At 66.4% G+C, this 13,665-nt stretch carries 14 protein-coding genes; all 14 read left to right on the top strand.

Features of this window, described 5'->3' with window-relative positions:
• Positions 1-33 precede the first annotated feature (33 nt).
• Positions 34-831, top strand: coding sequence for a GNAT family N-acetyltransferase (locus tag G4223_RS15550; protein ID WP_163681651.1), 798 nt, complete (start codon positions 34-36; stop codon positions 829-831).
• Between the two features lie 20 nt (positions 832-851).
• Entirely contained in the window at positions 852-1,721 is an 870-nt protein-coding gene (locus G4223_RS15555) for a lysophospholipid acyltransferase family protein (protein ID WP_163681652.1), read from the top strand.
• An 85-nt stretch (positions 1,722-1,806) separates the two neighbouring features.
• Entirely contained in the window at positions 1,807-3,153 is a 1,347-nt protein-coding gene (gene miaB, locus G4223_RS15560; protein ID WP_163681654.1) for a tRNA (N6-isopentenyl adenosine(37)-C2)-methylthiotransferase MiaB, read from the top strand.
• Complete coding sequence (locus tag G4223_RS15565; RefSeq protein WP_338086890.1) at positions 3,150-4,133, top strand: PhoH family protein; 984 nt, start codon at positions 3,150-3,152, stop codon at positions 4,131-4,133. Before miaB ends, G4223_RS15565 begins: the two co-directional genes overlap by 4 nt.
• Complete coding sequence (gene ybeY / locus G4223_RS15570) at positions 4,130-4,657, top strand: rRNA maturation RNase YbeY (protein WP_163681662.1); 528 nt, start codon at positions 4,130-4,132, stop codon at positions 4,655-4,657. The genes G4223_RS15565 and ybeY overlap by 4 nt, the downstream gene beginning before the upstream one ends.
• A gap of 5 nt (positions 4,658-4,662) precedes the next feature.
• Positions 4,663-5,682, top strand: a complete 1,020-nt coding sequence (locus G4223_RS15575; RefSeq protein ID WP_163681664.1) for a hemolysin family protein — start codon at positions 4,663-4,665, stop codon at positions 5,680-5,682.
• 11 nt (positions 5,683-5,693) lie between these two features.
• Positions 5,694-7,277, top strand: coding sequence for an apolipoprotein N-acyltransferase (gene lnt, locus G4223_RS15580; protein ID WP_338086891.1), 1,584 nt, complete (start codon positions 5,694-5,696; stop codon positions 7,275-7,277).
• A gap of 110 nt (positions 7,278-7,387) precedes the next feature.
• Positions 7,388-7,885 (top strand): helix-turn-helix domain-containing protein, encoded by a 498-nt coding sequence (locus G4223_RS15585; RefSeq protein WP_163681667.1) that lies wholly within the window; start codon positions 7,388-7,390, stop codon positions 7,883-7,885.
• Between the two features lie 241 nt (positions 7,886-8,126).
• Positions 8,127-9,299, top strand: coding sequence for a methionine adenosyltransferase (gene metK / locus G4223_RS15590; RefSeq protein ID WP_163681670.1), 1,173 nt, complete (start codon positions 8,127-8,129; stop codon positions 9,297-9,299).
• Positions 9,299-10,015 (top strand): tRNA (guanine(46)-N(7))-methyltransferase TrmB, encoded by a 717-nt coding sequence (gene trmB / locus G4223_RS15595; RefSeq protein ID WP_163681672.1) that lies wholly within the window; start codon positions 9,299-9,301, stop codon positions 10,013-10,015. Before metK ends, trmB begins: the two co-directional genes overlap by 1 nt.
• Before the next feature lie 171 nt (positions 10,016-10,186).
• Complete coding sequence (rimP, locus tag G4223_RS15600; RefSeq protein ID WP_163681674.1) at positions 10,187-10,687, top strand: ribosome maturation factor RimP; 501 nt, start codon at positions 10,187-10,189, stop codon at positions 10,685-10,687.
• A gap of 8 nt (positions 10,688-10,695) precedes the next feature.
• Positions 10,696-12,210 carry a transcription termination factor NusA gene (gene nusA, locus G4223_RS15605; RefSeq protein ID WP_163681677.1) on the top strand — a complete coding sequence of 505 codons (1,515 nt, stop codon included), beginning with the start codon at positions 10,696-10,698 and terminating at the stop codon, positions 12,208-12,210.
• A 191-nt stretch (positions 12,211-12,401) separates the two neighbouring features.
• On the top strand, positions 12,402-13,037 hold the full coding sequence (locus tag G4223_RS15610; RefSeq protein WP_163681678.1) for an RNA-binding protein: 636 nt from the start codon (positions 12,402-12,404) through the stop codon (positions 13,035-13,037).
• A 55-nt stretch (positions 13,038-13,092) separates the two neighbouring features.
• A partial coding sequence (locus G4223_RS15615; protein ID WP_205762542.1) for an IF-2-associated domain-containing protein occupies positions 13,093-13,665 on the top strand: 573 nt, incomplete at its 3' end.

Here is a 13,665-nt window from a genome sequence, read left to right on the forward strand (position 1 = left end):
GGCCCGATGCGCGACCACCGAACGCGAGGAAGCATGACCGATATCGGGGAAGAGGCGGCGAATTCGCGCCTGGAAGTGCGTCTTGCCGCCAATGACGAGGAAATCGCCGCCGCCCAGGCGTTGCGCTACCGCGTCTTCTACGAGGAGATGGGGGCCAAGCCCACCGACGCCATGGCGGCGCGGCATTCCGACTTCGACGATTTCGACGCCATCTGCGACCATCTTCTGGTGCTGGACCCGTCGCGGGGCAAGGGGGGCGCCGCCGTGGTCGGCACCTACCGACTGATCCGCCGCAAGGTGGGCGAAGCGTTCGGCCGTTTCTACACCGCCGGCGAATACGACATCTCGAAGCTGTTGGTGGCGGGCGGCAACTTCATGGAACTGGGCCGTTCCTGCGTTGACGCCCAGTATCGCACCGGCGCCACCATGCAGATCATGTGGGCCGGCATCGCGTCCTATGTATGGGAGCACGGCATCGACCTGATGTTCGGCTGCGCCTCGCTGCCCGGCACCGAACCCGAAGCGCTGGCCACCCAGCTTTCCTATCTCCACCACTACCATCTGGCCCCGGCCGAGATGTGCCCGCGGGCCTTGCCCGACCTCTACGTCGGCATGAACCTGATGGACAAGGACGCGCTCAACCCCCGCCGGGCGCTGGCCTCGTTGCCGCCGTTGATCAAGGGCTACCTGCGCCTTGGCGGCTTTGTCGGCGACGGTGCGGTGATCGACCACCAGTTCAACACCACCGACGTCTGCGTGATGGTCAAGACCGAGCTGGTCACCGCGAAATACGCCAAGCATTACGCTCGCGACGTTCCCGCCACGTCCTGAGCGGACCGGGGAACAGGCCCATGACCTTGTCCAGCCCGTTCATCGCCGCCTTGCGCTTCCTGGCCTTCGTGACCTGGACGCTGACGGCGCTACCACCCTACCTGCTGCTGCTGGCTTGCGGCTGGCGGGGCTGTTCCTCCTATGCGCGGGCCTATTTCCGGGTGTGCAACCGGCTTTTGGGGTTCCGGGTGGTGACGCGCGGTGCGCCCCGTTCCGACCGCCGCCCGGTTCTGTTCGTCTCAAACCACGCCGGCTATCTCGACATTTTGATCCTCGGCAGCCAGTTGTCGGCCTGTTTCGTCGCCAAGGCCGAGGTGGCGGGCTGGCCCGGCTTCGGCTTCCTGGCGCGGATCGCCAGGACGGTGTTCGTCAACCGGGCGCGCGGCGCCACGGCGCGCGAGCGCGACCAGTTGAGCAATCGGCTGGCGGCGGGCGATTCGCTGATCCTGTTCCCCGAGGGCACGTCCAACGACGGCAACCGGGTGCTGCCGTTCAAAAGCTCGCTGTTCGCGGTGGCGGCGCTGACCGGCCCTGATGGGCAACCCCTGCCGGTGCAGCCGGTGTCGGTGGCCTATACCCGTCTTGACGGCTGCGCCATGGGGCGCGCCTTTCGGCCGTTCTATGCCTGGTACGGCGACATGACCCTGGCCGGGCATCTGTTCGCGGCGCTGGGTCTGGGCGACCTGACGGTCGAGGTGATCTTTCATCCGGTGGTCAGCCAAGCCGACTTCGCCGACCGCAAGGCATTGTCCAATCATTGCCACGATGTGGTGGCGCGCGGTGTGATCGACGCCCTGTCCGGCCGGCTGGACGAGGACGGCGTTCGCGCCCACCGGCCGCCGTCACCGGCGGGAATCCTTGACTCGGGGCTGCCAAATGAGCACCCTTAGCCGGTAAACCGGGCGAGACCCCTTTCGGTCCCGCCCTTGTCGTATTTCCAACCGCCGGCGGCGCAAAGGCCGTGGGCTGACGACTTTGGCCAAGAAACTCTTCGTCAAGACCTATGGCTGTCAGATGAACGTCTATGACTCCGCCCGCATGGCGGACGTCCTGGCACCTCTGGGCTATGCCATGACCGATGGTCCCGAGGACGCCGACATGGTGATCCTCAACACCTGTCACATCCGCGAGAAGGCCGCCGAGAAGACGTTCTCGGAACTGGGCCGCTGGCGGGCCCACAAACAGGACAAGGGCGGCGACATGATCATCGCCGTCGCCGGCTGCGTGGCCCAGGCCGAGGGCGAGGAAATCCTGCGCCGGGCGCCGTTCGTGGACATCGTGCTGGGACCGCAGACCTATCACCGCCTGCCCGAGATGGTGGCCAAGGCCACCCGCGCCGCCGACCTCAACGGCAAGGGCGGTGCCGTGCTCGACACCGAATTTCCGCTGGAGCCGAAATTCGACTTCCTGCCCGAGGCGCGCGCCGATGGCGCCGCCGCCTTCCTGTCGGTGCAGGAAGGCTGCGACAAGTTCTGCACCTTCTGTGTGGTGCCCTATACCCGCGGCGCCGAATATTCCCGGCCCCAGGCCGCCATCATGGACGAGGCGCGCAAGCTGGTGGAGCAAGGCGTGGTCGAGATCACGCTGTTGGGCCAGAACGTCAACGCCTGGCACGGCGACGGCGGCCGGGGCTTCGGCGCGCTGATCCGCGAGCTGGCCGGGATCGACGGCCTGGCCCGCATCCGCTACACCACGTCGCATCCCCGCGACATGGACGACGACCTGATCGCCGTCCATGGCGAGGTCGAAAAGCTGATGCCGTTCCTGCACCTGCCGGTGCAATCGGGCTCTGACCGCATCCTGGACGCCATGAACCGCAAGCACGACCGCGCCACCTATCTGCGGCTGGTGGAACGGCTCAAGGCGGCGCGGCCCGACCTTGCGCTGTCGTCGGACTTCATCGTCGGCTTTCCCGGCGAAAGCGACGCCGATTTCGCCGACACCATGGCGCTGGTGCGCGAGGTGGGGTTCGTCAACACCTATTCCTTCAAATATTCGTCCCGTCCCGGCACGCCGGCGGCGATGATGCCCGATCAGGTGGAGGAAGCGGTCAAGGATTCGCGGCTGGCCGAGTTGCAGACGTTGTTATGGGACCAGACGCGGGCGTTCAACCAGACCTGCGTCGGCCGCACCATGGCGGTGCTGCTGGACCGTCCCGGCCGCCGCCCCGGCCAGTTGGTCGGCCGCTCGCCCTATATGCAGGCGGTGCACGTGGACGACGCCGACGGGCTTCTGGGCCGAGTGGCGGAAGTCCGGGTCACGGCGGTCCATCCCAATTCCCTGGCCGCCGAACTGGTGGACGTCGAAAGGAAGCGCGCGTGACCGCCCCTTGGTCGCAACGGACCACGGTCACGCGGGAATTCCCCGACAACGCGGCGTTGCAAGCGCTGTTCGGGCCGCACAACGTCAATCTCGAACGCATCGAGCACGTCCTGGGCGTGGCGCTGAACACCCGCGGCAACACCGTCGCCGTGTCGGGGTCGCCGCAATCGGCGGCCGAGGCCGGGGCGGTGCTGGACGCGCTTTACGCCCTGGCCATGCGTCAGGGACATCTGGAGACCGCCGACATCGATGCCGCCATCCGCATGACCGCCCATCCTCCCGAAATCGCCGGCGACTTGGTGCTGCGGACCCGCAAGCGCCATATCGCGCCGCGCACGCCGACCCAATCCACCTATCTTGCGGCGCTTGAGCGTGATTCCCTGGTGTTCGGCCTGGGACCCGCCGGCACCGGCAAGACCTATCTGGCGGTGGCCAAGGCGGTGTCGATGATGCTGAAGGGCGAGGTGGACCGTCTGATCCTGTCGCGTCCGGCGGTCGAGGCCGGCGAGCGTCTGGGCTTCCTGCCCGGCGACCTCAAGGAGAAGGTGGATCCCTACCTGCGCCCGCTTTACGACGCGCTGCACGACATGTTGCCCGGCGACCAGGTGATGAAGAAGCTGGCGGCCGGCGAGATCGAGGTGGCGCCGTTGGCCTTCATGCGCGGGCGGACCCTGTCCAATTCCTTCGTCATCCTGGACGAGGCGCAGAACACCAGCTCGGTGCAGATGAAGATGTTCCTGACCCGTCTGGGCGAGGGGTCGCGCATGGTCATCACCGGCGACCTTAGTCAGGTCGACCTGCCGCCCGGCCAGCGTTCGGGCCTGCGCGACGCGCTCGACATCCTGGGCGGCATGGACGGCGTGTCGTTCGTCACCTTCACCGACCGCGACGTGGTCCGCCACGATCTGGTCACCCGCATCGTGCGCGCCTATGACCAGGCCGACCGCACCCGCAAGGCCGCTTCGGCGGAAAAGCCATGAACCCCGTGACCGTCGCCATTTCCGTCGAGGACCCGTCCTGGACCCAGGCCCTTTCCGACGCCGAGCCGGTGGCCGAGCGCATGGCGCTGGCCGCACTGGAACAGGCCGATTGCGACCTGGGCGACGGCCCGGTGGAAATCAGTCTGGTGCTGGCCGACGACACCACCGTACAGGGGTTGAACCGTGACTGGCGCGGCAAGGACAAGCCGACCAACGTGTTGTCCTTCGCCACCCTCGACGACGAGGATGCGCCACGGGTTGCGGGGGCGCCGCTGCTGCTGGGCGACGTCATCCTGGCGTTCGGCACCTGTCGTGACGAGGCCCAGGCCATGGGGAAACCCTTGGTCGATCATTTTCGTCATCTTGTCGTGCATGGCGTTCTGCACCTGTTGGGCTATGATCACGAGGAAGACGAGGCCGAGGCCTTGGAGATGGAACGGCTAGAGACCGCCATCCTGGCCGGATTCGGCGTTGCCGACCCCTATGGGGCGGACGAAAGCGACATCGCCGAAGGAGGGCGATGAGGACCATGAGCGAACCCCATAGTCCCCCGCCCCGATCTTTCGGGGCAGTTCAAGCGGATGGCGCCCGACCCGTCGGGACCGCTTTCGTCAATGGCGCCGCCGATCCGGCGGTCGGTTCCTCCCATCATGTGGGCAAGATCGCCCGCGACGCGGCGCATGCCGGCGACGACGGCCTGCTCGACACCTTGCGGGGCTGGCTTCGGCTGTTGCGCCGTTCCAAGGGCAGCGAGACCGTGCGCGAGGCGCTCGAGGAACTGATCGAGGACCGCGACGACGCCGGCATTCCCATCGACGACCAGGAACGGGTGCTGCTTGGCAACATCCTGCACCTGCGCGAACAGACGGCCTATGACGTCATGGTGCCGCGCGCCGACATCGTCGGCGTCGACGTTGACACCGCGCTGCCCGACCTGACCGAGCTGTTCATCAAATGCGGCCATTCCCGTCTGCCGGTCTATCGCGGCAATCTGGACGACGTGGTCGGCATGGTCCACATCAAGGACATCCTGTCGGCAAGCCGGGTGGACAAGCCGCTTCAGCTTCAGCGGCTGGTCCGCCGGGTCCTGTTCGTGTCGCCGGCCATGCGGGTGATGGACCTGTTGCTGGAAATGCGGATCAAGCGCACGCACATGGCCCTGGTGGTCGACGAATACGGCGGCATTGACGGTCTGGTGACCATCGAGGACGTGGTCGAACAGATTGTCGGCGAGATCGAGGACGAACATGACCGCGCTGTCGATCCCGACATGGTGGTCCGTCCCGACGGGGTGATCGAGGCCGACGCCCGCACCCCCATCGAGGAATTCGAGGAAGTGGTCGGCCCCATGCTGACCGACGAGGAACGCGACGACGTCGACACCCTGGGCGGGCTGGTGTTCTTTGTCGCCGGCCGGGTGCCGTCGCGCGGCGAGCTGATCGCCCATCCCTCGGGCCTGGAATTCGAGGTGGTGGACGCCGATCCCCGCCGCATCAAGTGGCTCAGGGTGCGCCGGACTCCGTCCCCGGTCGCGGCCGAGAGCGCCTGATGGAGGCGGTGTTGGCACTGCGCTCCTCGCCCGCTGCCTGGGGGTGGCTTGGTGCCGCCGCCCATTGGCTGGCCCGGTTGTCCGGGTGGCGGCGGCGCGGCGTGCTGGTGCTGCTGGGGGCACTGGCCGCGCTGGCCCTGCCGCCGGTGGGGCTGGTGCCGGTGCTGCTGGTGTCGTTGCCTGGTCTGATCTGGCTGCTTGACGCCTCGTCCTCGCGCCGTGCCGCCTTCGGTGCCGGCTGGTGGTGGGGATTGGGCTGGTTCCTGGTGGGGTTGGTGTGGATCGCCAACGCGCTGCTGATCGAGCCGGACAAATTCGGCTGGATGATTCCTTTCGCCACATTGGGTCTGTCGGGTCTGCTGGCGGTGTTCATTGGCGTCGCCACCTGGGCGGCGCGGCTGTCCGGGGTGTCGGGCATCGGCCGGGTGCCGGTGCTGGCCGGCACCTGGACCGTCATGGAATGGGTCCGCTCCTGGGCGTTGACCGGGTTCCCGTGGAATCCGTTGGGTTCGGTATGGGACGCGGTTCCTGCGGTGTTGCAGGTGGGGTCGCTGGTCGGCGTGTTCGGGCTTTCGCTGTTGACCGTCCTGGTGTTCGGCCTGCCGGCGGTGGCGGCGGATTTCGCGCCGCGCCAAAGGCGGCTGGCGGCCCTGGCCGGGGCGGCGGGTTTGCTGGTGGCGTCGCTGGTGTTCGGCCTGCTGCGGTTGTCGTCGCCCGCCGAGATGGTGCCGGGCGTTCGTCTGCGTCTGGTTCAGGCGGCGATCGGTCAGCGCCACATGTGGCGCGACGACCTGCGCGAGGCGCATCTGCTGTCGCATCTGGAACTGTCCAAGGAAGCCGGCTGGGACAAGGTCACCCATGTCATCTGGCCGGAAACGGCGGCGCCGTTCGTGCTTGACGCCGACGTGCCCCACCGGGCCCTGGTGGCGTCGGTGGCGCCGCCCGGCGGCATGGTCATCACCGGTGCGCCGCGGGTCACCAGCCCGGGCCAGTTTCCCTTTCGGGTGTGGAACAGCCTGATGGCCATCGACGGTGCCGGTCAGGTGCTGGCGATCTATGACAAGGCGCATCTGGTGCCCTTTGGCGAATACGTGCCGCTGCGCGAGGTGTTGCCCATCGCCAAGATCACCCAGGGCGGCACCGACTTTTCGTCCGGCCCTGGCCCGCGCACGTTGCCGCTGCCGGGGCTGCCGGCCGTGTCGCCGATGATCTGTTACGAATCGATCTTTCCCGCCGCCGTGGTCGGTCGCGACCAGCCGCGCCCCGGCTGGCTGTTGACCGTCACCAATGACGGCTGGTTCGGCAAGTCCGCCGGTCCCTATCAACACTTGGCCGCCGGCCGCATGCGCGCGGTCGAGGAAGGTCTTCCGGTGGTGCGGGCGGCCAATTCCGGTGTGTCCGCCGTGTTCGACGGCATGGGCCGCGAACTGGCGCGGCTGGGACTGGGGCAGCGTGGGGTGGTGGATTCCGCTTTGCCCCAGGCGTTGACGGCGACTGTTTTCTCGCGTTTCGGCAACGCCGTGCCGTTGATTCTGAGCTTCCTGTGCGTTGCCGGAGCCCTGGCGACGGGATGGCTGAGCCGCCGGAAGTCCTGATCATGGGAAGACTTTCTTCGCCATGTTGACTTGCATTTAACCCCAGTCATAATGAGCGCCGCGGCGGGGGAGTCGCATTTTGCAAATTATGAAGGCTGGGGCAGACCTAAATGGCTCAAACTCCGCGTAATCAGAATACCGGCGCGCGTAAGGGCAGCAGCCGGGGGCGTACCCCTTCGGGCAAGCCCAATCCCATCGATGTGCATGTGGGCTCGCGCGTGCGCCTGCGCCGCACGCTTCTTGGCATGAGCCAGGAAAAGCTGGGCGAGGCCCTGGGCCTGACCTTCCAGCAGGTGCAGAAATACGAACGCGGCGCCAACCGCGTCGGCGCCTCGCGCCTGTTCGACCTGTCGCGTGTGCTCGACGTTCCGGTCAGCTTCTTCTTCGACGACATGGGCGAGGAACTGAAGTCGCAAAGCCCGGCGCTGATCGCCGGGGTTGGCGAACTGGAAGAGCCGCCGGCCCATTTCGAGGCCGATCCCATGGCCAAGCGCGAGACGCTGGAACTGGTGCGCGCCTATTACCGTATTTCCGATCCGCAGGTGCGCAAGCGGGTGTACGAACTGGCCAAGGCCCTGGCGGACGCCGCCGAGGCCTCGGAGCGCTGAGGTCGAAAAGACCATGCATGAAAAGGGGGAATGGCGAGGCCGTTTCCCCCTTTTTGCTTTGCGCTTGACGGACCTGGGCACTCCCTGCCACAAGAACTGCCCTGGGACAGATTTGTTGTTCCCGTGGAGATTTGTGACCGCTTGCCGCCACGGTAAACACTGGCTAAGTGGGTGCATCATCATGGCGTCGCCAAGACCGTTGATGCCCCTGGTCCGCAATAGGCACTAGGAGGGCTTGCCCGTGTCGAAGAAGAATTACCTGTTCACGTCCGAGTCGGTGTCCGAAGGTCATCCCGACAAGGTGTCCGACCGTGTTTCCGACGCCATCGTCGATGCGTTCCTGGCGGCCGATCCTCAGTCGCGTGTCGCGGTCGAGACCCTGTGCACCACCAACCTGATCGTCATGGCCGGCGAAGTGCGTGGTCCGGCCTCGGTGACGCCGGCGCTGATGGAAGAGATCGCGCGCCACGCGGTTCGCGACATCGGCTACGAACAGGACGGCTTCCACTGGAAGAACGCCGAGGTGCAGTGCCATGTCCACCAGCAATCGGCCGACATCGCGGTGGGTGTCGACGCCGCCGGCGAGAAGGACGAGGGCGCGGGCGACCAGGGCATCATGTTCGGCTACGCCTGCAACGAGACCCCGGTGCTGATGCCGGCGCCGATCTTCTATTCGCATGAAATCCTGAAGAGCCTGGCCGAGGCCCGCCATTCCGGCGCCGAGCCGCTGCTGGGCCCGGACAGCAAGTCCCAGGTCACCCTGGAATACCGCGACGGCAAGCCGGTGCGCGCCACTTCGGTGGTGGTCTCGACCCAGCACGACGGCTCGCTGTCCCAGGAAGACGTGCGCGAGATCGTGCGTCCGCACGTTCTCAACGTGCTGCCCGAGGGCTGGATGTGCCCCGAGGAAACCTTCTACGTCAACCCGACCGGCCGTTTCGTCATCGGCGGTCCCGATGGTGATTGCGGCCTGACCGGCCGCAAGATCATCGTCGACACCTACGGCGGTGCCGCCCCCCACGGCGGCGGCGCCTTCTCGGGCAAGGATCCGACCAAGGTCGACCGTTCCGCCGCCTATGCCTCGCGCTATCTGGCCAAGAACGTGGTCGGCGCCGGCCTGGCCGAACGCTGCGTGATCCAGCTCAGCTACGCCATCGGCGTGTCCAAGCCGCTGTCGGTCTATGTCGACACCTACGGCACCGGCAAGGTGGACGAGGACAAGCTGTCGCAGGTGTTGCAGGAACTGATGGATCTCAGCCCGCGCGGCATCCGCACCCATCTCGGCCTCAACAAGCCGATCTACGCCCGCACCGCCGCCTACGGCCATTTCGGCCGCAACCCGGACGCGGACGGCGGCTTCTCGTGGGAGAAGCTGGATCTGGTGGACCAGCTCAAGCGCGCTTTCGGTGCGTGATGGCTGACGAGGGCGATCACAAGAATCCGGCCCCCGAGCGGCCGCGGTTCTATGGACGGCGCAGCGGCAAGCGTCTGCGCCGCACCGCCCTCGGTTTGATCGAGACCCTGCTGCCCCGGCTGGCGGTGACGCTGCCCGGGGCAGGGGGCACCTTGGCTCCGGCCGACCTGTTCCCCCGTCCGGTGGATCAGGTGTGGCTGGAGGTGGGCTTCGGCGGCGGCGAGCATGTGGTCGCCCAGGCCAAGCTGCATCCCGAAATGGGCATCATCGGTTGCGAACCGTTCCGAAACGGCGTCGCCAGCCTGTTGACCCACCTGAACGGCAGCGACATCGACAACGTCCGCATCTATCCCGAGGACGTGCGTCAGCTTTTCCCGGCCTTTCCCGATGGCTCGATCGGCCGGGTGTTCGTGCTGTTCCCCGATCCGTGGCCGAAAAAGCGCCATGCCGAACGCCGTTTCATCGGCCGCGAGAATTTGGACGGTCTGGCCAGGATCATGGCCGACGGTGCCGAGTTGCGCGTCGCCTCGGATGATCCGGTCTATCAGGAATGGGCGGCCGAACAATTGCGGGCGCACCCGGATTTCGAGGAAATCCTGGTGACCACCGATCGTACCGAACTGCCCCAGGATTGGCCGCCGACCCGCTATGAACTGAAGTGTCTGGCGGAAAACGCCCCCGTCTTCTTCCGCTTCCGGCGGCGGGTGCGGGGATAGTTTCCACTCTTTCCTTGCCTCGGGCGGCGAATCCGCTTAAGGTCCGCCACTAGACACATTCTTGCTTTCCTTCCAAGAAGCGTTTTGCTGGAGGAAGGGATCGTAAGGGTGGGCCGTAGGCCCACTTTTTTGTTTTTTTAAGGACCCTTTAGGTCGCAAGGCATCGAGGGAATGGACCTTCAACAGCGTTTGGATCACCTGATTGCGCCGTCACTCGAAGCCCAGGGCTACGAGTTGGTGCGAGTCATTTTCCAGGGCAAGACCCACCCCACGCTTCAGATCATGGCCGAACGCAAGGACGGCGCGCCGATGACGGTGGACGATTGCGCCGACATCAGCCGTTCTCTGTCGGCCCTTCTGGACGTTGAAGACCCCATTCAGGGGGGATACGTGCTCGAGGTCAGTTCGCCCGGCATCGACCGGCCGCTGACGCGGGCCAAGGATTTCGTCACCTGGACCGGGCACGAGGCAAAGGTGGAATCGCTGGTGGCCGTGGATGGCCGCAAGCGTTTCCGCGGCACGCTGCTGGGTCTGGACGAGGAAGGCCGGGTCAGGCTTCTGACCGAGACCGGCGAGGCGCTGATCCCCCAGGAAGACATCAAGTCGGCCAAGCTGGTGCTGACCGATGCGTTGATCGACGCCGTGACCAAAGGGCCGGAAGGCCAGGGATAAAAGAGACGATGGAACGAATCGCTGCGCTTCCCCGCCCGGAATTGTTGCAGGTCGCCGACGCGGTGGCCCGTGACAAGGGCATCGACCGCGACGAGGTGCTTGAAGCCATGGAGCAGGCCATCCAGAAGGCCGGCCGCTCCAAATACGGTCACGAGCACGATATCCGCGCCCACATCGATCGCAAGACCGGCGAGATTCAGCTTGCCCGCTTCATCGAGGTGGTCGAGGAAGTGGAGAACGAGGCGACCCAGCTGCCGCTGGCCCGCGCCCTGAAGAAGAAGCCCGACGCCCAACTCGGCGATTTCATCGTCGATCCGCTGCCGCCCATCGATTTCGGCCGCATCGCCGCGCAGACCGCCAAGCAGGTGATCGTGCAGAAGGTGCGCGACGCCGAGCGCCAGCGCCAGTTCAACGAATACAAGGATCGTGTCGGGGAAATCTCGAACGGTCTGGTCAAGCGCGTCGAGTTCGGCAACGTCATCGTCGATCTGGGCCGCGCCGAGGCGCTGCTGCGCCGTGACGAGCTGATCCCGCGCGAAACCTTCCGCACCGGCGACCGCGTGCGCGCCTATATCTTCGACGTCCGCGCCGAGCCGCGTGGCCCGCAGATTTTCCTGTCGCGCACCCATCCGACCTTCATGGCCAAGCTGTTCGCCCAGGAAGTGCCGGAAATCTACGACGGCATCATCGAGATCAAGGCGGTGGCCCGTGATCCCGGCTCGCGCGCCAAGATCGCCGTGCTCAGCCACGATTCGTCCATCGACCCGGTGGGCGCCTGCGTCGGCATGCGCGGCAGCCGCGTCCAGGCGGTGGTGGCCGAGCTTCAGGGCGAAAAGATCGACATCATCCCGTGGTCCGGCGAATACGCGACCTTCGTGGTCAACGCCCTGGCTCCGGCCGAGGTGACCAAGGTGGTGCTGGACGACGAGAACCACGCCATGGAAGTGGTGGTGCCCGACGATCAACTGAGCCTGGCCATCGGCCGACGCGGTCAGAACGTGCGCCTCGCCTCGCAATTGACCGGCTGGTCCATCGACATCATGACCGAGGCCGAGGAATCCGAGCGTCGCAACGAAGAGTTCCGCTCGCGTTCCAAGATGTTCATCGACGCGCTCGACGTGGACGACGTCATCGCCCACCTGCTGGTGACCGAAGGCTTCTCGACCGTCGAGGAAGTGGCCTTCGTGCCGACCGAGGACCTGACCGACATCGAAGGCTTCGACGAGGACGTGGCCGCCGAGCTGCAAAACCGCGCCAAGGCCTTTCTGGCCGAGCAGGACGAGCGCTACGACGCCATGCGCAAGGATCTGGGGGTCGAGGACGCCATGGCCGCCATCGAGGGCCTTTCGCCCAACATGCTGGTCAAGCTGGGTCACCGCTCCATCAAGACCCTGGACGACCTGGGTGATCTGGCCAGTGACGAACTGGTGGACATCATCGGCAAGGACGACATGACCGAGGACCAGGCCAACGCCGTCATCATGGCGGCCCGCGCCCATTGGTTCGAAGACGGTCAGGGCTGAGGGAATGATGGTGGGAACCGAACCAATGGGCGCTTATCGTGTCAAATGCGCGGCTTCGCCGCGCGCCCATTGGTTCGAAGACGGTCAGGGCTGAGGGAATGATGGTGGGAACCGAACCAATGGGCGCTTATCGTGTCAAATGCGCGGCTTCGCCGCGTGCCCATTGGTTCGAGGACGGCCAGGCGTAAGACATGGAGGATTGGGCCGAGGCGGATCAGCCCGGTGGACCCCAGCGTCGGTGCATCGCCACCGGTCAGGTCCGCCCCAAGGAGGAACTGCTGCGGTTCGTGGTGTCGCCGGCGGGCGAGGTCGTTCCAGACCTTGAACGCCGCTTGCCCGGCCGGGGAATCTGGTTGAGCGCGCGGCGGGATGTGGTAAATACGGCCGTGAGCAAGCGCCTGTTCGCCAAGGCGGCGCGGCGTGCGGTGACGGTGCCGGACGATCTGGCCGACCGGGTGGGCGTGTTGCTGGGGCGGCGCTGCCTGGAAGTGCTTTCGTTGGCCCGCCGTGCCGGTCAGGCGCTGTGCGGGTTCGAGAAGGTCAAGGCCGAGCTGAAGGCTGGCCGGGTGGCGGTGTTGGTGGAAGCCCGCGACGCCGCCGAAGACGGGAAAAACAAGATCCGCGCTTTGGCGTCGGGCGTTCCCGTGGTTGAATTGTTCGATGCGGTCGAGTTGGGTGAACCCTTCGGCCGTGACCAGTCGGTGCACGCCGCCCTGTCGCAGGGCGGTTTGGCGCGTCGGTTGGTGGTGGAGGCAGGACTTTTGGCCGGCTTCCGCCAGGGCTTGGTGTCGCGTCCGTCTTCCGGGGCGGCGCCCGAGTCAGTGTGAGAGTGAACCGGCCGCGCCTCCCGCACGGCCCCGCGAAAGAGACGAAGTCGATTACATGAGCGATTCGAAGGATCAGGAGCGTAAGCCCGCGCCGTTGAAGCTGTCCCAGCCGGGCAAGCTCGAGCTGAAGAAGACGGTCGAGGCCGGCCAGGTTCGCCAGAGCTTCTCGCATGGCCGCTCGAAGGTGGTGCAGGTGGAAGTGCGCAAGAAGCGCACATTCTCGGCCGCCGGTGGCGCCATGCACGAGGTGCGCGAAGGCGCCAGCGCCGCCGAGGCCGAATTGGCGAAGGCGGTGGCCAACGTCGAGCTGTTGCAGCAGGCGGTGAACGCACACGACCTGACCCCGCACGAGCGCAACGCCCGCGCCGCCGCCCTGGAAGCCGCCAAGCAGGCCGCTGATCAGGCCCGCGCCCGCGCCGAGGAAGAGGCCCGCGCCCGCGCCGAGGCCGAAGCCTTTGCCGCCGAGGACGAAGAGGCTCACGCCGCCGAAGAGGTTGTCGCCGAACCCGAGGTGGAAACCGAAGCGGCCCCGGTCGTCGAGGACCAGCCCGTTGCGGAACCCGCCGTTCCGGTCGCCGACGCTGTCGCTCCGGCGGTTCCAGCCACGCCGGCTGCGGCCCCGGCCGGT

Source organism: Magnetospirillum aberrantis SpK (assembly GCF_011022235.1).
Classification (GTDB): Bacteria; Pseudomonadota; Alphaproteobacteria; order Rhodospirillales; family Magnetospirillaceae; genus Magnetospirillum; species Magnetospirillum aberrantis.